Annotated in this window: 21 protein-coding genes; 16 read left to right on the forward strand and 5 right to left on the reverse strand. The window is 67.3% G+C overall.

Annotation, left to right across the window (positions count from 1 at the left end):
- Positions 1–16: 16 nt before the first annotated feature.
- Both grxC and AC1DIX_RS03785 read right to left on the reverse strand, forming a co-directional pair.
- Positions 17–286 carry a glutaredoxin 3 gene (grxC, locus tag AC1DIX_RS03780; protein ID WP_442122975.1) on the reverse strand — a complete coding sequence of 90 codons (270 nt, stop codon included), beginning with the start codon at positions 284–286 and terminating at the stop codon, positions 17–19.
- Positions 287–305: 19 nt separating this feature from the next.
- Positions 306–710, reverse strand: coding sequence for a rhodanese-like domain-containing protein (locus AC1DIX_RS03785; RefSeq protein WP_442122976.1), 405 nt, complete (start codon positions 708–710; stop codon positions 306–308).
- A 93-nt stretch (positions 711–803) separates the two neighbouring features.
- Here AC1DIX_RS03785 and gpmA point away from each other — a divergent pair, with 93 nt between their 5' ends.
- From gpmA to AC1DIX_RS03865, 16 genes are all read left to right on the forward strand, one after another.
- Positions 804–1,550, forward strand: coding sequence for a 2,3-diphosphoglycerate-dependent phosphoglycerate mutase (gpmA, locus tag AC1DIX_RS03790; RefSeq protein ID WP_442122977.1), 747 nt, complete (start codon positions 804–806; stop codon positions 1,548–1,550).
- A 2-nt stretch (positions 1,551–1,552) separates the two neighbouring features.
- A complete protein-coding gene (locus tag AC1DIX_RS03795; RefSeq protein ID WP_477322116.1) occupies positions 1,553–2,989 on the forward strand; it encodes a murein hydrolase activator EnvC family protein in 1,437 nt (478 codons plus the stop codon).
- 9 nt (positions 2,990–2,998) lie between these two features.
- Positions 2,999–4,495 (forward strand): S41 family peptidase, encoded by a 1,497-nt coding sequence (locus tag AC1DIX_RS03800; protein WP_442122979.1) that lies wholly within the window; start codon positions 2,999–3,001, stop codon positions 4,493–4,495.
- Positions 4,496–4,505: 10 nt separating this feature from the next.
- Positions 4,506–5,258: a HesA/MoeB/ThiF family protein gene (locus AC1DIX_RS03805; RefSeq protein ID WP_477322118.1), complete on the forward strand. Its 753-nt coding sequence runs from the start codon at positions 4,506–4,508 to the stop codon at positions 5,256–5,258.
- A gap of 150 nt (positions 5,259–5,408) precedes the next feature.
- Entirely contained in the window at positions 5,409–5,861 is a 453-nt protein-coding gene (gene gspG / locus AC1DIX_RS03810; RefSeq protein ID WP_442122981.1) for a type II secretion system major pseudopilin GspG, read from the forward strand.
- Between the two features lie 78 nt (positions 5,862–5,939).
- Positions 5,940–6,431: a GspH/FimT family pseudopilin gene (locus tag AC1DIX_RS03815; RefSeq protein ID WP_477322120.1), complete on the forward strand. Its 492-nt coding sequence runs from the start codon at positions 5,940–5,942 to the stop codon at positions 6,429–6,431.
- A 5-nt stretch (positions 6,432–6,436) separates the two neighbouring features.
- Entirely contained in the window at positions 6,437–6,817 is a 381-nt protein-coding gene (gspI, locus tag AC1DIX_RS03820; protein ID WP_477322122.1) for a type II secretion system minor pseudopilin GspI, read from the forward strand.
- Positions 6,818–6,837: 20 nt separating this feature from the next.
- The gene (locus AC1DIX_RS03825; protein ID WP_477322152.1) at positions 6,838–7,500 is read left to right on the forward strand and encodes a PulJ/GspJ family protein; all 663 of its coding nucleotides are present in this window, start codon (positions 6,838–6,840) and stop codon (positions 7,498–7,500) included.
- Between the two features lie 20 nt (positions 7,501–7,520).
- On the forward strand, positions 7,521–8,600 hold the full coding sequence (gene gspK, locus AC1DIX_RS03830; protein ID WP_477322124.1) for a type II secretion system minor pseudopilin GspK: 1,080 nt from the start codon (positions 7,521–7,523) through the stop codon (positions 8,598–8,600).
- A 35-nt stretch (positions 8,601–8,635) separates the two neighbouring features.
- On the forward strand, positions 8,636–9,844 hold the full coding sequence (gspL, locus tag AC1DIX_RS03835) for a type II secretion system protein GspL (protein ID WP_477322126.1): 1,209 nt from the start codon (positions 8,636–8,638) through the stop codon (positions 9,842–9,844).
- Entirely contained in the window at positions 9,841–10,359 is a 519-nt protein-coding gene (gspM, locus tag AC1DIX_RS03840; RefSeq protein ID WP_442122987.1) for a type II secretion system protein GspM, read from the forward strand. The genes gspL and gspM overlap by 4 nt, the downstream gene beginning before the upstream one ends.
- On the forward strand, positions 10,356–11,129 hold the full coding sequence (gene gspN, locus AC1DIX_RS03845; protein ID WP_442122988.1) for a type II secretion system protein N: 774 nt from the start codon (positions 10,356–10,358) through the stop codon (positions 11,127–11,129). The genes gspM and gspN overlap by 4 nt, the downstream gene beginning before the upstream one ends.
- On the forward strand, positions 11,129–13,495 hold the full coding sequence (gene gspD, locus AC1DIX_RS03850) for a type II secretion system secretin GspD (protein WP_477252387.1): 2,367 nt from the start codon (positions 11,129–11,131) through the stop codon (positions 13,493–13,495). The genes gspN and gspD overlap by 1 nt, the downstream gene beginning before the upstream one ends.
- Positions 13,496–13,501: 6 nt before the next feature.
- A complete protein-coding gene (gene gspE, locus AC1DIX_RS03855; protein ID WP_477322128.1) occupies positions 13,502–14,929 on the forward strand; it encodes a type II secretion system ATPase GspE in 1,428 nt (475 codons plus the stop codon).
- Positions 14,929–16,149 (forward strand): type II secretion system inner membrane protein GspF, encoded by a 1,221-nt coding sequence (gspF, locus tag AC1DIX_RS03860; protein ID WP_477322130.1) that lies wholly within the window; start codon positions 14,929–14,931, stop codon positions 16,147–16,149. The genes gspE and gspF overlap by 1 nt, the downstream gene beginning before the upstream one ends.
- An 11-nt stretch (positions 16,150–16,160) precedes the next feature.
- Positions 16,161–16,892 (forward strand): type II secretion system protein N, encoded by a 732-nt coding sequence (locus AC1DIX_RS03865; RefSeq protein WP_477322132.1) that lies wholly within the window; start codon positions 16,161–16,163, stop codon positions 16,890–16,892.
- A 3-nt stretch (positions 16,893–16,895) separates the two neighbouring features.
- Here AC1DIX_RS03865 and AC1DIX_RS03870 read toward each other — a convergent pair whose 3' ends face one another.
- Genes AC1DIX_RS03870 through hslU form a run of 3 tightly spaced genes read right to left on the reverse strand, consistent with a single transcriptional unit; the run spans position 16,896 to position 19,192 of the window.
- Positions 16,896–17,627 carry a helix-turn-helix domain-containing protein gene (locus tag AC1DIX_RS03870; RefSeq protein ID WP_442122993.1) on the reverse strand — a complete coding sequence of 244 codons (732 nt, stop codon included), beginning with the start codon at positions 17,625–17,627 and terminating at the stop codon, positions 16,896–16,898.
- A gap of 18 nt (positions 17,628–17,645) precedes the next feature.
- Positions 17,646–17,807 (reverse strand): hypothetical protein, encoded by a 162-nt coding sequence (locus AC1DIX_RS03875; protein WP_442122994.1) that lies wholly within the window; start codon positions 17,805–17,807, stop codon positions 17,646–17,648.
- 50 nt (positions 17,808–17,857) lie between these two features.
- Positions 17,858–19,192 carry an ATP-dependent protease ATPase subunit HslU gene (gene hslU / locus AC1DIX_RS03880; RefSeq protein ID WP_477322134.1) on the reverse strand — a complete coding sequence of 445 codons (1,335 nt, stop codon included), beginning with the start codon at positions 19,190–19,192 and terminating at the stop codon, positions 17,858–17,860.
- Between the last annotated feature and the right edge of the window lie 7 nt (positions 19,193–19,199).

Consider the following 19,199-nt stretch of genomic DNA (forward strand, 5'->3'; position numbering starts at 1 on the left):
CGTTTCAGGCTCGGGTTCAGGCTGCCTCGCCCTTCAGCAGCGGATCCAGGCGGCCGGCCTGGTCGAGCGCGTACAGGTCGTCGAAGCCGCCGACGTGGGTGTCGCCGACGTAGATCTGCGGCACGGTGCGGCGGCCGGTGCGTTGCATCATGATGGCGCGCTGTTCCGGGTCGAGGTCGACGCGGATGCGCTCGATGTCGGTCACGCCCTTGGCTTCCAGCAGGCGCTCGGCGCGCACGCAATAGGGGCAGGCCGCGGTGTGGTAGAGAACGACATGTGCAGTCATCGGTAATCCTTTCGAACAGTTATTTGGTCACGGGCAGGCCGGCAGCCGTCCAGGCCGCGATGCCGCCATCCAGGCTGTAGACGTCTTCGAAGCCGGCCGCCTTGAGCTGGCGCGCCGCCTTGTCGGCACGGGCGCCGCTCTGGCAGACCACGATCACGGTCTTGGTTTTCGACTTGTCCAACTCGCCGATGCGATTGGCCAAGTCTGCCAGCGGAATGTTTTTTGCGTCGCGCAAGTGGCCTGCGGCGAACTCCTCGCTGCTGCGCACGTCGATCACGGCCGTGGCTTTGCCACGGTTCATCATCTGGGTCGCTTGCAGGTGGGTGGCGCGGCGGCCGCGCGGAGCGATCGCGGGCCACAACAGGGCAGCGCCGGAAATCACGGCGATCGCAACAACGAAGATATGGTCAAGGATGAATTTCACGAAGTTTCCGTCGGTTGAACTGAATTGAATCGTCGCATTATAAAATAGAAGCTGGATCGATATTTCCCGCCAATTTTTTTATCTGAAGAGCCTATGTACAAAATCGTATTCATGCGCCACGGCGAATCCACGTGGAACCTGGAAAACCGCTTCACCGGCTGGACCGATGTCGACCTGACCGAGAAGGGCGTCAAGGAAGCCAAGACCGCCGGCCGCATGCTGCGCGAAGCCGGCTTCACCTTCGACCTGGCCTATACCTCGGTCCTGAAACGCGCCATCCGCACGCTGTGGCTGGCCATGGACGAGATGGACATGATGTGGCTGCCGGTCAAGAACGACTGGCGCCTGAACGAGCGCCACTACGGCGCCCTGCAGGGTCTGGACAAGGGCGAGACCGCCGCCAAGTTCGGCGACGAGCAGGTGCTGGTCTGGCGCCGCAGCTACGATACCCCGCCGCCGGCGCTGGAAGACACGGATCCGCGCACCTCGTTCAACGATCCGCGCTACGCCGGCCTGGACAAGGCACAGATCCCGCTGACCGAATGCCTGAAGGACACCGTCGCACGCGTGATGCCGGCCTGGGATGAAGAGATCGCGCCGGCCATCCGCGCCGGCAAGAAGATCCTGATCTCGGCCCACGGCAACAGCCTGCGCGCCGTGATCAAGATGCTCGACAACATCAGCGACACCGACATCGTCGGCCTCAACATCCCGAACGGCACCCCGCTGGTGTACGAGCTGGACGAGAACCTGAAGCCGATCCGCCATTACTACCTGGGCGACCAGGAAGCGATCGCGGCCGCCATGGCTGCCGTGGCCAACCAAGGTAAGGCAAAGTAACCTTGCAATTTCCTGCATTGAAGTCCGCCGGCAGTGCGCTGCTGTGCGGCCTGCTGGCCTGTGCGCTGTCCATAGTGACGGCCCAGGCCGCTCCGCGCCAGACCGTGCGCAGCAAGGAGAAGGCGCAAGCCGAGGCCCAGCGCGCCGGCATCCAGCAGAAACTGAATGCGCTGAGGAAGGACATCAGCCGCACCGAGAGCGAAAAGGACGACGCGGCCGACGAACTGGCCGAATCGGAAGAAGCGATCTCGGACGCCAACCGTTCGCTGCGCGAACTGGCCGGCGAACAGGCTGCGACCAATACCAAGCTGCAAGACCTGGCTGCCCAGCAGGAGCGCCTGGCGCAGACCATCGCCGCGCAGAAGCGGCAGCTGTCCAAGATGCTGCGCGAGCACTATATCGCCGGTAACGAAGACCGCATCAAGCTGCTGCTGTCGGGCGATAACCCGAACCGCATCAACCGCGACCTGCAGATGATGGCCTATGTGTCACAGGCCCAGGCCAGGCTGCTGACCTCGCTGCGCGAGAACCTGGCGGCGGTCGAGGCCAACCATGCCGAGACCCAGAACGCCAAGGACGAGCTCGAAGAAATCGCCCAGGAGCAGCGCGACCAGAAGGCGCTGCTGGAAAAGGAAAAGGCCAAGCGCGCCGGCCTGCTGTCGAACCTGTCGAGCAAGCTGGTGGCCCAGCGCAAGCAGGCGACCAAGCTGGAGCAGGACGAACAGCGCATGAGCGGCCTGGTCGACCGCCTGACCCGCCTGATCCACGAACAGGAACTCGCCGCCGCCGCCGAGCGCAAGCGCCAGCAGGAGTTGGCCGCCGCGCGCGCCAAGGCCGCGGCCGAAGCGAAGGCGCGCGCACTGGCGCGTGCCAAAGAACAACAGGCCGAACGCGAGCGCCTGGCGCGCGAAGCGGCCAAGCACGGCAAGCCGTATAAACCGCCGGCGCCGGTCAAGGAAGAGCCGCAGGTGGCCGAAGAGCCGGCCGAAACGAAGCCGGCGCCGCGCTCGGCCGACACCGCGCTGGCCGCCGACCTGCCGAGCGGCACCTTCGAGAGCCTGCGCGGCCGCCTGAGCGCGCCGATCTCCGGCACCATCGCGGCCCGCTTCGGCGCCAAGCGCGCCGACGGCCCGGTGTGGCGTGGCATGTTCATCAAGGCGCCGGAAGGCACCGACGTGCGCGCCATCGGCCCGGGCCGGGTCGTGCACGCGCAATGGATGCGCGGCTGGGGCAATATGATCATCGTCAACCACGGCGGCGAATACCTGTCGATCTACGGTTTCAACGAAACCCTGCTGAAGCACGTCGGCGATTCGGTCAAGGCCGGCGAGGTGATTGCGAGCGCAGGCAGCACCGGCGGTAACGGAGAATCGGGTCTATACTTCGAACTCAGGCATCTGGGCAAACCGATCGATCCGGCCGGCTGGGTCAAATTCTAGGGAACAGGAATGGGCAAGAAACTCAAGAACCTCGGTCTGGTCGGCATCGGCATGGTGGCCGGCATCGCGGCCTCGGTCCAGTTCTCGGCGCTGGCGCAGAAGGGCGCGCCGTCAGGTATCGCAGCGCCCCTGCCGCTGGATGAGCTGCGCCAGCTGGCCGACGTCTATGGCCTGATCAAGAGCGACTACGTGGAGCCGGTGGCGGACAAGAAGCTGCTGTCCGACGCCATCGCCGGCATGGTCGCCTCGCTTGACCCGCACTCGGTCTACCTCGACGAGAAGGATTTCGCCGAGATGCGCGAAACGGTGGCCGGCAAGTTCGTCGGCGTCGGCGTCGAGGTGGCGATGGAAGACGGCTACGTGAAGATCGTCTCGCCGATCGAGGACACCCCCGCCTTCAAGGCCGGCATCAAGGCCGGCGACCTGATCACCCGCATCGACAACGTGCCGGTCAAGGGCCTGACCCTGGACGAGGCGATCTCGCGCATGCGCGGCGAACCGCACAGCAAGGTGATGCTGACCATCGCCCGGCGCGGCGCCGACACGCCCTGGGTGGTGCCGGTCGAGCGCGAAGAGATCCGCGTGGCGAGCGTCAAGGCCAAACTGGTCGAGCCGGGCTATGCCTGGCTGCGGATCAGCCAGTTCCAGGAAGAGACCGTCGACGAGCTGGTCGAGAAGGTCAGGGGCCTGTATGCCCAGAACCCGAACATCAAGGGCCTGGTGCTGGACCTGAGGAACGATCCGGGCGGCCTGCTGCCGAGCGCGATCGGCGTGTCGGCCGCCTTCCTGCCGCAGAACGAGGTGATCGTCTCCACCAAGGGGCAATTGCCGGAATCGAACGCCACCTTCTACGGCCGCCGCGATTTCTACGCCAAGCCGGGCAGCGACCCGCTGGCGAAGCTGCCGGCGGCGCTGAAGACGGTGCCGATGGTGGTGCTGGTGAACACCGGCTCGGCCTCGGCGTCCGAGATCGTGGCCGGCGCCCTGCAGGACTACAGGCGCGCCATCGTGATGGGCAGCCAGACCTTCGGCAAGGGCTCGGTGCAGACCCTGCGCCAGCTGACCGAGAACACCGCGGTCAAGCTCACCACGGCGCGCTACTACACGCCGAAGGGCCGCTCGATCCAGGCGCGCGGCATCGTCCCCGACCTCAAGGTCGACGAGACCGCGGAGGGCGACGGCCTGAACGCGCTGCGCGTGCGCGAAGCCGACCTCGACCGTCACCTGTCGAACGAGGGCGATGCGAAAGCCGTGGGCAAGAACGGCTCGGTCAGCGCCAAGCGTGACGAGCTGGAGGAAGAGCAGCGCACCCTGGCCATGCTGAAGAGTGCCGCCCCGCCCGAATTCGGCGGCAAGGACGACTTCCAGCTGGCCCAGGCCATCAAGCACTTCAAGGGCCTGCCGGTCAAGCTGGCCAAGGCCGACCCGGCGGACGACGCCCCGGCGCCGGCCGCACTGCCGGGCACCGAGCAGAAGCCGCCCGAGGTGAAGGGCACGAAGAAGTGACCGGGAAGTAATGGACGACCGCCAGCTGCTGCGCTATTCGCGCCATATCCTGCTCGACGAGGTCGGCATCGAAGGCCAGCAGCGGGTGCTGGATGCGCGCGTCCTGATCGTCGGCGCCGGCGGCCTCGGTTCGCCGGCCGCGCTCTACCTGGCGGCCAGCGGCGTTGGCCACATCACCCTGGTCGACGACGACGAGGTCGATCTGACCAACCTGCAGCGCCAGATCATGCACACGACGGCGCGGATCGGCCGGCCCAAGGTCGAGTCCGGTCGCGAAGCATTGATGCAGATCAATCCCGAGATCGAAGTAACGGCCCTGCGCGAGCGCGTGCAAGGCGAGCGCCTGCGCGAACTGGTGGCCGCCAGCGACCTCGTGCTCGACTGCAGCGACAACTTCGCCACCCGCCAGGCCGTCAACCGCGCCTGCGTGCAGGCCGGCGTGCCGCTGGTGGCCGGCGCCGTGATCCGCTTCGACGGCCAGGTCTCGGTATTCGACGTGCGCGACCCGGCGTCTCCCTGCTATGCCTGCCTGTTCCCCGAGGACAGCCGCTTCGAAGACGTGGCCTGCAGCACCATGGGCGTGTTCGCGCCGCTGGTCGGCGTGATCGGCGCGGTGCAGGCGGCCGAGGCCCTCAAGCTGCTGGCCGGCTGCGGGCGGCCGCTGACCGGGCGCCTGCTGATGCTGGACGGCCGCGGCATGGAGTGGACCGAGGTGCAGGTGGGGCGCAATCCCGGCTGTCCGGTGTGCGACGGACGCGCCTGATCGTTCCAATAATAGAGGGGATGGGCACACTGACAAGCAGTGCAGTGCCCTTGCTCCTGGCTTACAATTGGAAAGTCTTCCGAATGCGGAGCTATGCGCATTCGGCCTTATACTAGATCGGTTCTTCCGACTACCATCCAACAATATTCTATGCAGAACATTACGCATCGCATGTCGCAGCGGCGCCGCCAGGGCGGCTTCACCCTCGTCGAGATCATGGTCGTCGTGGTCATCATCGGCATCCTCGGCATGCTGGTCGTGCCCAAGCTGCTGGGCCGTACCGGCGAGGCGCGCGTGACCGCCGCCAAGACCGACATCGCTACCATCATGCAGGCGCTCAAGCTGTACAAGCTGGACAACCAGCGCTATCCGACCACCGAGCAGGGCCTGCAGGCCCTGGTCCAGAAGCCCACCACCGGCCCGGCCGCGAACGGCTGGAAAGAGGGCGGCTATGTCGAGAAGCTGCCGAAAGACCCGTGGGGCAATAACTACCAGTACCTGTCGCCGGGCCTGCATGGGGAAGTCGACGTGTTCTCGCTGGGCGCCGACGGCCAGCCGGGCGGCACCGGCGAGGATGCCGACGTCGGCTCCTGGGACAAATAAGTCAAGCTGATAAACGGGCCCGGTCTATAAGCTCATCCGATAAATCGCCGGGCCAGCAGCCTGAGGAGATCAAGCCCGATGCCTAAGCACGCGCGCGCACGCGCCGGGATGGCGGTCCGTGGCTTCACGCTCGTGGAGATCATGGTCGTGATGGTCATCATCGGCATCACGCTGGGACTGGCCTCGCTCAACGCGATCCCCAGCCCGCGCCAGGACCTGCAGGCCGAGGCCCAGCGCCTGACCCTGCTGCTGCAGCTGGCGCGCGACGAGGCGATCGTGCGCAACCGCCCGGTCACCTTCGAAGCCACGCCCGAGCGCTACCACTTCCTGGTCCGCAACGAGACGCGCTGGGAACCGATCGGCGGCGGCGACGACCTGCTGCGCGAGCGCGATTTCAAGAACGCCCCGATCACCCTGCTGCTCGATCCGGCCAGCGCCGGCACCGTCAATCCGCTGCGCATCACCTTCGGCCGCGAGCCGGTCGACAAGCCCTTCGTGCTGGTGCTGGCCAGCGGCGGCAACCGGGTCGCGATCCGCGCCGACGGCGTCGGCCACTTCACGGTCGAATGAGAAGCATGAAAACGTCCCCCTCCCACGGTTTCACCCTGCTCGAAGTGCTGGTGGCGCTGGTCATCGTCGGCACCGCGCTCGGCGCCGGCCTGCGCGCGGTGGGCAGCCTGACCGCCAACAGCAGCGGCCTGCGCTCCTCGCTGATGGCGACCTGGTCGGCCGAGAACCGCCTCGTGCAGATCCGCCTGGGCAAGGAATTCCCGGAAATCGGCAAGCGCGGTTTCGACTGCCCGCAGGGCGATTTGCACCTGGTCTGCCAGGAAGAAGTGTTCGCCAGCCCGAACCCGCGTTTGCGCCGCGTCGAAGTCTCGGTATTCGACATCGACAATCCGAACCGGCGCATCGTCAAGCTGGTCCAACTTGTCCTAAGGCCGCGTCTACTATGAAACCCGGGTCCGTGAAATTCATGCGCCGACGCGGCTTCACCCTGGTCGAACTGCTAGTGGCGATCAGCATCCTCGCCATCGTCGCGGTGCTCGGCTGGCGCGGGCTGGACGGCATCATCCGCGCGCGCGTGGCGCTGACCAACCAGATGGAGTCCACGCGCGGCATGCAGCTGGCCTTCGCCCAGATGCAGAGCGACTGCGAGCACATCGCCGGACGCGACGTGCTCGACCGCCGTCCCTACCTGCTGACCGGGACCGACCGTTTCACGATGGTGCGCGAGGTGTTCACCGAGAACCAGCCCTCGCGCCTGCAGGTGGTGGCCTACCGCGTCATCAACGGCAGCCTGATACGGCGCGAGACCGCCGCCGTGCGCGACCTGGCCCAGCTCGACGGCATGTGGCAGGCCGCGATCAGCGACACCGACACCAGCGGCGCCGTCGCGCTGCAGGCCGGCGTCACCGGGATGCAGGTGCTGACCTGGGAGAACCACGCCTGGCGCCAGTCGACCAGCGCGGCCACCACCGGCGGCGCGGCGGCCGCCGCCGCCGCCGCCAACGGTACGCCGCCGGCACAGCAGGACCCGAATACCGTGCCGCTGCCGCCGACCGGGCTGCAGGTGGCGCTGCAGGTGCAGGGCCAGGATGTACCGATGACCAAGTCTTTCCTGCTGGGGGAACCATGAGACGGCCACGAATCGGGGGCATGCGTGAACGCGGCGTCGCCGTGATCACCGCGCTGCTGCTGACCACGCTGGCGATCTCGATCGTCGCCAGCCTGTTCTGGCAGCAGCAGGTGCAGGTACGCTCGATGGAAAACCAGCGCCTGACCCTGCAGACCAAGTGGATCCTGCGCGGCGCCCTCGACTGGGCCAGCCTGGTGCTGTTCCAGGACGGCCTCGACCACCGTGACTACACCGCGCTCGACCACGTCTGGGCCACGCCGCTGGCCGAAACCCGGCTCGACCAGTACATCGAACGCGAGCGGGTCCAAGGCGAAAATTTCGATGCTACGCTGTCGGGCAACATTATCGACGCATGCTCGCGTTACAATCTGCGCAACCTTGCCGACAAGGGTCAGGTGGACGCCGGCCAGATGGAGATCTTCGGCCGCCTGCTGCGCAACCTGCAGATGGACCAGCAGCTGGCGGCGCGGGTCGCCGCCTTCGTCGCCGCCGGCCAGCCGCTGGAGGCGGCCACGCCAGAGGGCGGGACACCGACCGGCGGCACACCGACCGGCGGGACCAGCGGCGAGGGCGGGAACATCGGACAGGGCGTGGCAAGCGGCGCGGCGGGCGGTACGGGCGGCACCGCCAATCCGCCGACCGGCAACCTGGCGCGCGCGTCGCGCAGCAGCGTGGCCGGCTCGCCGATGAAGTTCCTGGCGGTAGATGATTTGCTGACGGTGCCGGGCTTCACGCCGGCCATGGTCGAGCGCCTGCGGCCCTTCGTGATCGTGCTGCCGGACGTGACGCCGGTGAACGTCAACACGGCGCCGGCGGAAGTGCTGGCATCCCTGGTGCCGAACATGTCGGTGTCGGAAGCGAATTCGCTGGTCGTACGGCGGCAGCGCGCAGCCTGGCGAGACATTAATTATTTTTCGTCAGAAATTGGAGAGAGCAGGCCGATCACGCCGGGTGCTGCGAGCGTCAAGAGCGACTGGTTCCTGGTAGACAGCCGCATCCGCCTCGACCGTGCTGCCCTGGACGCCGAGGCGCTGATCCATCGCTTTCCGACCCTGATTGCCGGTGGCGGCGCGCAAGTGGTGTGGATCCGCCAATACTAAGACAAGAGCGGCGCTCTGAAAGAAAGAGAGACAGATTGACTACACTGTATATCCGGCATCCCGCCCGCGCGGAAGGCGAACATGCGCTGAGCCGCTTCGCCCTCGTGAACGACGGCGGCGTCATCGAGCAGCAGGGCGAAGGCCCGCTGCGCAACCTCGGCGACTTGGTCGGTGGTAACCGGGTCGTGCTGCTGCTGGCCGGCACCGATGTCAGCCTGCTGTCGGTCCAGGCCCCGCCGCTGACCGGCGCGCGCCTGAAGGCGGCGCTGCCCGGCCTGGTCGAAGAACACATCCTGGGCGATCCGGCCGACCACGTGCTGGTGGCCGCGCCCCAGCAGCCGGACGAGACCCGTCCGATCGCCGTGGTCGACCGCGACTGGCTGGAAGCCATCGTGCGCAGCCTGCTGGCCCAGGGCGCGCGCTCGGTCGCCGCCGTGCCGGCCCAGCTCTGCCTGCCGCTGCAGCCGGGCAGCGTCTCGGCTGCCATCCAGGGCGCCGAACTGACCCTGCGCCAGGGCCTGTTCCAGGGCTTCGGCCTGGCGCTCGACGCCGTCCCGGCAGTGGTGCTGCAGACCGCGCGCGCCTTCAGCGGCGACGCCCCGCTGGTGCTCTACGTGCCGGCCGGCCAGCTGGGCGAATACCAGGCCCTTGCTTCGGAAGCCGGTCCCGGCATCGCCCTCGAAACCGACGACTGGGCGCACTGGATCGCCGGCTCGAAGAGCACCGCGCTCGACCTGGTGAGCGGCCTCGGCGCCGCCGGCAGCCAGCCGCGCGACTGGCGCCGCTGGCGCTGGCCGATCCGCCTGGCCTTGCTGGCGCTGGCGGTCAACCTGATCGGCCTGAACATCGAATGGCTGCGCCTGAAGCGCGAAGCCGAGACCGTACGCCAGTCGATGACCCAGACTTTCCGCTCGGTGTATCCGAACGAGACCACGATCCTCGATCCGGTGGCCCAGATGCGCCAGAACATCGCGCGCGCCCGCGCCAGCACCGGCGACGTCGCGCCCGACGAATTCACCTGGATGGCATCGGCCCTCGGCGAAGCGACGCGGTCTCTCGCGCGTCAGCCCGGCATTGCGTCAATCGAATACCGCGAACGCGCGCTGTCGGTGAAAGTCAAACCCGAAACCGTCGACCCCGGTTTGACGGGCCAGTTGCGCAGCGCCCTGGCCGCCCGCAACATGAGTCTCGACGAGACCGCACCGGGCAGCTGGGTGATCCGCAGCACAGGAGTCAAGCAATGAGTTTCGCCACCACCATCGCCCAATACCGCGAGCGCGCCACCGCGCTCTGGCTTTCGCGCACCGAACAGGAACGGCGCTTCCTGGGCGTCGGCGGCGCCGTCGTGCTGCTGGCGCTGCTCTACCTGATCCTGGTCGACCCGGCCGTCGAGGGCCGCGCCCTGCTGAACCGCAGCCTGCCGCAACTGCGCCAGCAGGCCGCCGAACTGCAGGTCATGGCCCAGGAAGCGACCAAGCTGGCGCAGGCGCCGGCGATCCAGGTGGCGCCGCTCACCCGCGAGACCGTCAGCACCAGCCTCAGCGGACGCAGCCTGACGCCGCAATCGCTGTCGATGACGGGCGAGTACATCAAGCTGCAACTGAATAACGTGTCGTTCGCCAACCTGGCAAGCTGGCTCGACGAACAGCGCCGCAGCAACCGCGTGCTGGTGCAGGACGCCGTCGTGACCGCCTTGCCGGCGGCCGGCCAGGTCGATGCCAGCCTGACGCTGCGCCAGAACACCGGCAACGCTCAATGAGGCAGGCGCTGCTGTGGATCGGGCTGAGCGTGCTCGCGGTCGCCGTCACGATCCTCGTGTTCCTGCCGGCGGCGTGGCTGGGACCGATGGTCGAGCGCCAGACGGGCGGACGTTTGACTCTGGGGGATGCGCAGGGTACGCTGTGGCGCGGCTCGGCCTTCGTGGGCGGCGCCCCGGGCGAGGGCGGGGCGGTGACGCCGCTGCTGCCGGGCCGGTTCAGCTGGCGGCTGTCGCCGCTGGTGCTGTTCGGCCAGGTCAGCATGGAACTGGCAAACGACAAGGCGCTGGCGCAGCCGGTCAGGATCAGCGGCAGCTGGTCGCAATGGCAGGTCAGCGCCGGCGAACTGCTGCTGCCGGCCGAGGGCCTGGCCGGGCTGGGCGCGCCGCTGAACACGCTGGCGCCGTCGGGCGTGATCAGGCTGTCGTGGAATCTGCTGGACATCGCACGCCAGGGCCAGGCGGTGGCCGTGCAGGGACGGACCGTGCTGTCGCTGACCGATATGGGGTCGCGCATGAGTCCGGTAAAGCCGCTCGGCAGCTACGAGCTGGCGATGGACTGGCGCGGACAGCGGGCGGACTTGTCCCTGCGTACCGTGCGCGGCGCGCTTTTGCTCTCTGGTAGTGGTACGCTGGAAAACGGCCGGCTGCGATTCTCGGGCCAGGCGCAAGCGGCCGAAGGATACGAAGACTCGCTGGGCAACCTGCTCAACCTGCTGGGCCAGCGCCGAATGGTGAACGGCAAGAACATAATCGCATTAGAGTTCAGATAATGAAAAACACCCACCGTAGCACCCTGCAACTTCCGGCCCTGCGCCGCATCGTCGCCGGCGCCATGCTGTGCTGCGCCGTCGTGACGGCCGTTGCGCCCGCGCCCGCCTTTGCCCAGGAAGGCGGCGGCGCCGCGCTCAACTTCGTCAACGCCGACATGGAGTCGGTGATCAAGGCGGTCGGGCACTACACCGGCATGACCTTCATCATCGACCCGCGCGTCAAGGGTACGCTGACCCTGGTGTCGGAGCGCACCCTGAGCAAGGCCCAGGCCTTCGCCCTGCTGACATCGGCGCTGCGCCTGCAGGGCTATGCGGTCGTCACCGGCGACGGCTACGCGAAGGTGGTGCCGGAAGCCGAAGCCAAGCTGCAGTCCTCGCCGACCCAGGTCGGGGTCGGCGGCTCGAAGGCGCGCGGCGACCAGATCGCGACCCAGGTCTACCGCCTGCAGCACGAATCGGCGGCCAACCTGACGGCCGTGCTGCGCCCGCTGATCTCGCCGAACAACTCGATCATGGCCGATCCGGGCAACAACAGCCTGGTCATCACCGACTACGCCGACAACCTGCGCCGCCTGTCGAAGATCATCGCCGCGCTCGACGCGCCGTCCACCGGCGACCTCGACGTGGTGCCGATCCGCAACGGCATCGCCAGCGACGTCGCGACCCTGGTCACGCGCCTGATGGAGCCGAGTCCGGGCGGCGACGCCGGCCGCGTCACCGTGCTGGCCGATCCGCGCACCAACGCGGTGATCGTCCGTGCGCCCTCGGCGGCGCGCGCGAACATGGCGAAAAGCCTGATCGCCAAGCTCGACCAGCCGACTGCCGAACTCGGCAACATCCACGTCGTCTACCTGAAGAACGCCGACGCCAGCAAGGTCGCGCAGACCCTGCGCGCGGTGGTGTCGCAGGATGCCTCGGCGGTGCCGGTGCAGCAGCAGGGCACCTCGGGCGGTTCGATCCAGTCCGCCGGCGCCGGCGGCACCGGTGGCGCCGGCGGGCTCGGCGGCCAGCAGGGCCAGCAGAGCAGCGTCGGCATGGGCGGCACCGGCAATACCTTCGCCCAGCAGGGCCAGGCCACGGCGGCCGGCGGCGGCGGCGGCCAGGGCTCCGGCTTCATCCAGGCCGACGCCTCGACCAACAGCCTGATCATCACCGCGCCTGACGCGGTCTACCGCAACCTGCGCGCCGTCATCGACCAGCTCGACGTGCGCCGCGCCCAGGTCTACATCGAGGCGCTGGTGGTCGAGATCACCTCGAACAAGGCGTCCGAGTTCGGCGTGCAGTGGGTCGGCCTGTCCGGCGACAACACCAGCAGGTACCGCGTGGGTGGCCTGCAGTCCTTCAACAGCGGCCAGTCCAACAACATCATCAACCTGGCGGCGGCCGCGGCCGGCGGCCTGGGCGGCACCGGCACTACCGGCGGCACCAGCAGCAGCCTGCCGTCGCTGAGCGGCCTGTCGGTCGGTATCTTCCGCCAGATCAACGGCAAGCTGGGCCTGGGCGCGATCGCCAGCGCCCTTGAAAGCGACGGCAACGCCAATATCTTGTCCACGCCGAACATGATCACGCTGGATAACGAGCTGGCAACGATCAAGGTCGGCCAGAACATCCCGATCATCACCGGTTCGTTCACGACCGGTGCGAGCGGGGCCAGCAATCCGTTCCAGACGGTCGACCGCAAGGACGTGGGCCTGCTGCTGAAGGTGCGCCCGCAGATTTCCGAAGGCGGTACGATCAAGCTCTCGATCTACCACGAGAATTCGGGGATCGACAATTCGGTTCCGACCAACTCGGGCGGCATCATCACCACCGTCCGCGCGATCGAAAGCAACGTGCTGGCCGACGATGGCCAGATCATCGTACTCGGTGGCCTGATCTCGGATGACGAAGGCCACAACGTCGAAAAGGTGCGTGGCCTGGGCGACCTGCCGATCATCGGCAACCTGTTCAAGTACCAGACGCGCAGCCGCGTCAAACGCAACCTGATGGTTTTCCTGCGTCCCGTGGTGGTGCGCAGCAAGGAACAGAACACCAGCGTCTCGATGGACCGTTATGAGCTGATGCGTGCCACCGGCGAGGCCAGCCAGCCGGTCGACGATTCGGTCCTGCTGCGCAACCTCGGTGCGCCGATGCTGCCTCCATTAACCAATGGCCAGCCGCCCGCGGGCGGTGCGATGGCCACGATGCCGCCGCCGGCGCCGGTTGCGCCGCGGCCGGGCGCCGCCACCGGTCCGGGCACCAACCAGCCGGTCCGGCCTGGGCAGTCCCAGCAGCCGCAGTACCGCCCGGTGCAGCCGGCCCAGTCTCCGGCCCAGCAGCCCGCCCAGCAGCCCGAATACCGGCCGGCATCGCCGACCCAGAATTGATGAACCATGACTAACCTGTTGCCCTACGCATTCGCACGTGACTACGGCGTGCTGGCGCGTTCCAACGGCGACCCTTCGCAGGCCGTCGAAGTGCTGGTCTCGAACGCGACCAAGCCGGCCGCGATCGCGGAAGTCTCGCGCCGTTTCGGCCGCATCGCCCTGCACCGCATGGACCGCGCCGAACTGGAAGCGGCGATCGCCGCCGCCTACGCCAATGCCGGCGGCGACGCGTCCCAGGTGGCCGACGAATTCGATGCCGACCTTGACCTCACCAAGCTGCTGCAGGACGTGCCGGCCATCGAAGACCTGCTGGAATCGTCCGACGACGCCCCGGTGATCCGCATGATCAATGCGCTGCTGACCCAGTCGCTGCGCGAAGGCGCCTCCGATATCCATATCGAGCCCTTCGAGCAGACTTCCGTGGTGCGCTTCCGCATCGACGGCGCGCTGCGCGATATCGTGCGGCCGCGCAAGGCGATCCACGCCTCGCTCATTTCGCGTATCAAGATCATGAGCCAGCTGGACATCGCCGAGAAACGCCTGCCGCAGGACGGCCGCATCACCTTGCGGGTGGGCGGCAAGCCGGTCGACGTGCGCGTTTCGACCCTGCCGACCGGCCACGGCGAGCGCGCCGTGCTGCGTCTGCTCGACAAGGAAGCGGGCCGCCTCGACCTCGGCCACCTCGGCATGAGCGAGAGCCTGCTGCCGCAGTTCGACAGGATGATCAACCAGCCGCACGGCATCGTGCTGGTGACGGGCCCGACCGGTTCCGGCAAGACCACCACGCTGTACGCCTCGCTGTCGCGCCTGAACGCGACCACCACCAACATCATGACGGTGGAGGATCCGATCGAATACGACCTGCCGGGCATCGGCCAGACCCAGGTCAACGCCCRCATCGACATGACCTTCGGCAAAGCCCTGCGCGCCATCCTGCGCCAGGACCCGGACGTGATCATGATCGGCGAGATCCGCGACCTCGAAACCGCGCAGATCGCGGTCCAGGCTTCGCTCACCGGCCACCTGGTGCTGGCGACCCTGCACACCAACGATGCCGCCTCGGCCGTCACCCGTCTGCTGGACATGGGCATCGAGCCCTTCCTGTTGTCGTCATCTCTGCTGGGCGTGATGGCGCAGCGTCTGGTGCGCAAGCTCTGTCCCTACTGCAAGAAGCAGGATGGCAACGGCCAGTGGCAGGCGGTCGGCTGCGAGCGCTGCGGCCATACCGGCTACCACGGCCGGGTCGGCGTCTACGAACTGCTGGAAACGAACGAGCAGATCCGCGCGCAGATCCACAACCAGGTGTCGGAAGCCGAGATCCGCGACACCGCGCTGAAGTCCGGCATGAAGACCATGCGCGAGGACGGCGAACGCTGGGTCCGCGACGGCGTGACCACGGAAGCCGAGCTGGTCCGCGTGACGAAGGCTGACTGATGCCGGCATTCCGCTACGAAGCCGTCGATACCGGTGGCGTCATCCGCAAGGGCGTGCTGAACGCCGACAGCCCGCGCGCCGCACGCGCCGACCTGCGCCTGCAGGGCCTGACGCCGCTGAGCGTCGAGGCCATCGCGGCCCAGGTCGACGAGAGCGGGGCGACCCGTTCGCGCGGCTTCGGCGAACGCCTGTCCCAGGTCGAGCTGGCCCTGTTTACGCGCCAGCTGGCCAGCTTGCTGGAAGCGGGCCTGCCGCTCGAACAGGCATTCACGGCCCTGCTGGAACAGGCCGAGCGCCCCTACATGCGCGACCTGATCGCCTCGATCCGTTCCGAGGTGATGGGCGGCGCCTCCTTTTCCAGCGCGCTGTCGCGCCATCCGCGCGACTTCGCCGAGATCTACCGCGCGCTGGTCTCGTCCGGCGAGCAGATCGGCCAGCTGGCGCGCGTGCTGGCGCGCCTGGCCGACTATATCGAGCGCCGCAACGCGCTGGTGCAGCGGGTGCGGCTGGCGTTCACCTATCCGGCCATCGTTACCGTGGTCGCGTTCGCGATCGTGATCTTCCTGCTCACCTACGTGGTGCCGCAGATCGTCTCGGTGTTCGCCAACACCAAGCAGAAGCTGCCTTTCCTGACCATCATGATGCTGGGCGTGTCGAACTTTACGCGCGCTTACGGCATCTATGTGGGATTGGCCATCGTCGGGGCCTGGATCATGTGGCGCCGGGCGCTGCGCAATCCCGCGCTCAAGCTGCGCTGGCATGCCTGGCTGCTGGATGCCCCGGTCTACGGCCGCTTCGAGCGCAGCCTGAACACGGCGCGTTTCGCCAGCACCCTGGCGATCACCACCGGTTCCGGGGTGCCGATCCTGCGCGCGCTGGAAACCAGCCGCGACACGCTGTCGAACGTGGCCATGAAAGGGCTGGTGGAGGACGCGACCGCCAGCGTGCGCGAGGGCGTGAGCCTGGCGCGGGCCTTGTCGGTCCAGAAGTATTTCCCGCCGATGCTGGTGCACATGATCCGCGCCGGCGAGATCACCGGCGAATTGCCGGCCATGCTGGAGCGCGCCGCCGATTCCCAGCAGGCCGACCTGGAGCGCCGTGCACTGACCATCGCCGGCCTGCTCGAGCCGGTGCTGATCCTGGCCATGGGCCTGGTCGTGCTGCTGATCGTGCTGGCGGTGCTGATGCCGATCATTGAAATCAACCAGTTGGTGCGCTGATAAGGAAATTGATGAACAAGCGTTTGCCCCTCGTTTTGAGCCTGCTCGGCGTGATCCTGCTGGCGGCCTCGCTCGCCTACTGGATCATGCAGCTGTACAAGCCAGTGCAGCGCCCGATCGCCGCGGTGCCGCGCACGGGCATGCCGGAGCCGTCGATCGATGCTGCCGCAACCTTGTTCGGTGGACAGGCCGCCACCGCCAGCGCAAGCAATTACCAGCTGACCGGCATCGTTGCCGCAGGGCGCGACAGCGTGGCCATTATCGTGGCCGAGGGCTCGCCGCCGAAGGCGCTGAAGGTGGGCAAGGAAGTGGCGCCGGGCATTACCCTGGCCGAGGTGCATCCGCGCTATGTGATGCTGTCCGATGGCGGCGTCATGAAGCGGCTCGACCTGGCGGCCGACACCAAGCCGGCGGCGTCCATGGACGGCGCCGCCGTTCCTCCGGGAGCGCCGGCGGCAACACCCAATGCGCCACCGCCGCTACCGGTCGGCGCCACGCCGGAGCCGCCAATGGCGCCGGGTGCAATCCAGCAGTCGACCCAGAGCCAGGAGTTCGGCAACCAGGCCGAGCCCACCCAGCAGCATGAGGCGCCGCCGCCGGCCAACCCGAACGCCGCGCCCGCCAACCAGAACAATCAAAACAATCCGAACGTGAACAACCCGGCCCCGGCGCCGGTACAGATGCCGCCGCCGACCCGCTCGACCGGCAGCCCGGCCGGTGGCGCGGTGCCGACCACGCAATAAACCTTAACGGCGGAGTGCCGTAAAGGCGGAGAATTCCCAGGAGCGGAACCCCACCAGCAAGGTAAAACCGTCGCGTTCGCGCGGCGGCAGGCGGCGGTCGTTGCGGTGCAGGCGCGCCAGTTCGCCGGCCAGTTGGTGGATTTTTTCCACCAGTTCGCCGGCGCTGGCCAGCGACAGCCGCGCCGGCAGGCACATCAGCGCTTCTCCCGGGCCGTCGAAGCGGCCGTCGAAATAATCCCCCACCACATGCTCGCGGAAATAGCGCTGCACCGGGCCGTCCGGCAGCCAGCGGAAGGCGTTCGAGACGCGCAGGCTGTAGCGGTTCAGGGGTTTCAGTTCGATCAGTCCCAGCCGGTCCAGCTCGGCCAGCAGGCCGATGCATTCGGGCTCGGTCAGGCGGTAGGTCTCGACGATCTGCTCCAGGCTCCAGTGCCCGAGGCAGCAGATCGCCATCAGCAGCAGGCGCGGATTGGCGACCAGCGAGGTTTCCTGATTGAGGGTGAGGGTGTCGGCCTGGGGCCGGGCGTCGGCCGCGCGGCGCAGTACGTCTTCGAGGGCGATGCCGGCGGCCTGGCAGATCTGGGCCAGGCGGGATAGCGTCATGTCCTTCTGGCCGAACATGCGCTTGATGCTCGATTCGCTCATCGCGATGCGGTCGGCCAGCATCTTGTAGGTGATGCCCGCGGCGCGCAGCTCGGCGCGCAGGACGTCCAGCAGCATGTCGGGTGAGCTCATGGGCTTTGTCGTTTGTGCTTACTCGTCGTCGGCTTCCAGCTTGACCTTCTTCAGCGCGCGCTTGGCGGCCAGCCTTTCGCTGGCGACCGGCTTCTCGTGGGAGCCGGCCGAGCGCTGCTTGGCGAAGCCGGCGAAGGGGTTGCGCGGCTTGAGCGGTGGTGCCGGTTGGACACGCAGCATCATTCTCTGCCGGGTTGCAAGCGCCTTGTTCGCCATCTTCGCTCCTTTGATTACAACACGTAACGCGACAGGTCTTCGTTGACCGCCAGCTTGTCGAGCCGCTCGTTCACGTAGGCGGCGTCGATGACCAGGGCCTGGCCCGACTTGTCGCTGGCCGAGTACGAGATCTCCTCGAGCAGCTTTTCCATCACCGTGTACAGGCGGCGGGCGCCGATGTTCTCGGTGCGCTCGTTGACAGAATACGCGATCTCGGCCAGGCGGTGGATGCCTTCCGCTGCGAATTCCAGGCTCACGCCCTCGGTCGCCAGCAGGGCCTCGTACTGCTTGGTCAGGCTGGCGTCGGTGGAGGTCAGGATGCTCTTGAAATCTTCGACCGACAGCGCTTCCAGTTCGACGCGGATCGGGAAGCGGCCCTGCAGTTCCGGGATCAGGTCGGAAGGCTTGGACAGGTGGAACGCGCCCGAGGCGATGAACAGGATGTGGTCGGTCTTGATCATGCCATATTTCGTGTTCACCGTCGTGCCCTCGACCAGCGGCAGCAGGTCGCGCTGCACGCCGGCACGCGAGACGTCGGCCCCACCCTGCTCGGAGCGCGAGGCGATCTTGTCGACCTCGTCCAGGAACACGATGCCGTTCTGCTCGACGGTCTGGATCGCCTTCTGCTTCATCTCGTCTTCGTTGACGAGCTTGGCGGCTTCCTCGTCGATCAGGATCTTCATCGCGTCCTTGACCTTCATCTTGCGCGGCTTCTTGCGGCTTGCTCCGACGCCGGCGAACATCGACTTGATCTGCTCGGTCATCTCTTCCATGCCCGGCGGCGCCATGATGTCGACCTGGGGTGCGGCGTCAAGCACTTCGATMTCGATTTCCTTGTCGTCGAGGGCGCCTTCGCGCAGGCGCTTGCGGAAGGTCTGGCGGGTCGTGTCGCCATCCTTCGATTCGGTGCTGGCGACGTTGAAGCCGAAGTCGCGCGCCGGCGGCACCAGGATGTCGATCACGCGGTCCTCGGCGGCGTCTTCGGCGCGCTGGCGGTTCTTCTTCATTTCGCTGGCGCGGGTCTGTTTGACGCCGATGTCGATCAGGTCGCGGATGATGGTGTCGACGTCGCGGCCGACATAGCCGACCTCGGTGAACTTGGTCGCCTCGACCTTGATGAAGGGCGCATCGGCCAGCTTGGCCAGGCGGCGCGCGATCTCGGTCTTGCCGACGCCGGTCGGGCCGATCATGAGGATGTTCTTCGGCGTGATCTCGTGGCGCAGGGGTTCAATCACCTGCTGGCGGCGCCAGCGGTTACGCAGGGCGATCGCCACCGCGCGCTTGGCCTTGCCCTGGCCTACCACGTGCTTGTCGAGTTCCGAAACGATTTCGGCGGGGGTCATGTTCATGTGATGG

It is taken from the genome of Massilia sp. 05N420 (assembly GCF_056397205.1).

What these genes read in the sequence shown, in the direction of transcription:
- grxC (WP_442122975.1), bottom strand. Translation starts at nt 286, where the DNA reads ATGACTGCACATGTCGTTCTCTACCACACCGCGGCCTGCCCCTATTGC.
- gpmA (WP_442122977.1), top strand. Translation starts at nt 804, where the DNA reads ATGTACAAAATCGTATTCATGCGCCACGGCGAATCCACGTGGAACCTG.
- AC1DIX_RS03800 (WP_442122979.1), top strand. Translation starts at nt 2,999, where the DNA reads ATGGGCAAGAAACTCAAGAACCTCGGTCTGGTCGGCATCGGCATGGTG.
- AC1DIX_RS03805 (WP_477322118.1), top strand. Translation starts at nt 4,506, where the DNA reads ATGGACGACCGCCAGCTGCTGCGCTATTCGCGCCATATCCTGCTCGAC.
- gspG (WP_442122981.1), top strand. Translation starts at nt 5,409, where the DNA reads ATGCAGAACATTACGCATCGCATGTCGCAGCGGCGCCGCCAGGGCGGC.
- AC1DIX_RS03815 (WP_477322120.1), top strand. Translation starts at nt 5,940, where the DNA reads ATGCCTAAGCACGCGCGCGCACGCGCCGGGATGGCGGTCCGTGGCTTC.
- gspI (WP_477322122.1), top strand. Translation starts at nt 6,437, where the DNA reads ATGAAAACGTCCCCCTCCCACGGTTTCACCCTGCTCGAAGTGCTGGTG.
- AC1DIX_RS03825 (WP_477322152.1), top strand. Translation starts at nt 6,838, where the DNA reads ATGCGCCGACGCGGCTTCACCCTGGTCGAACTGCTAGTGGCGATCAGC.
- gspK (WP_477322124.1), top strand. Translation starts at nt 7,521, where the DNA reads ATGCGTGAACGCGGCGTCGCCGTGATCACCGCGCTGCTGCTGACCACG.
- gspM (WP_442122987.1), top strand. Translation starts at nt 9,841, where the DNA reads ATGAGTTTCGCCACCACCATCGCCCAATACCGCGAGCGCGCCACCGCG.
- gspN (WP_442122988.1), top strand. Translation starts at nt 10,356, where the DNA reads ATGAGGCAGGCGCTGCTGTGGATCGGGCTGAGCGTGCTCGCGGTCGCC.
- gspD (WP_477252387.1), top strand. Translation starts at nt 11,129, where the DNA reads ATGAAAAACACCCACCGTAGCACCCTGCAACTTCCGGCCCTGCGCCGC.
- gspF (WP_477322130.1), top strand. Translation starts at nt 14,929, where the DNA reads ATGCCGGCATTCCGCTACGAAGCCGTCGATACCGGTGGCGTCATCCGC.
- AC1DIX_RS03865 (WP_477322132.1), top strand. Translation starts at nt 16,161, where the DNA reads ATGAACAAGCGTTTGCCCCTCGTTTTGAGCCTGCTCGGCGTGATCCTG.
- AC1DIX_RS03870 (WP_442122993.1), bottom strand. Translation starts at nt 17,627, where the DNA reads ATGAGCTCACCCGACATGCTGCTGGACGTCCTGCGCGCCGAGCTGCGC.
- AC1DIX_RS03875 (WP_442122994.1), bottom strand. Translation starts at nt 17,807, where the DNA reads ATGCTGCGTGTCCAACCGGCACCACCGCTCAAGCCGCGCAACCCCTTC.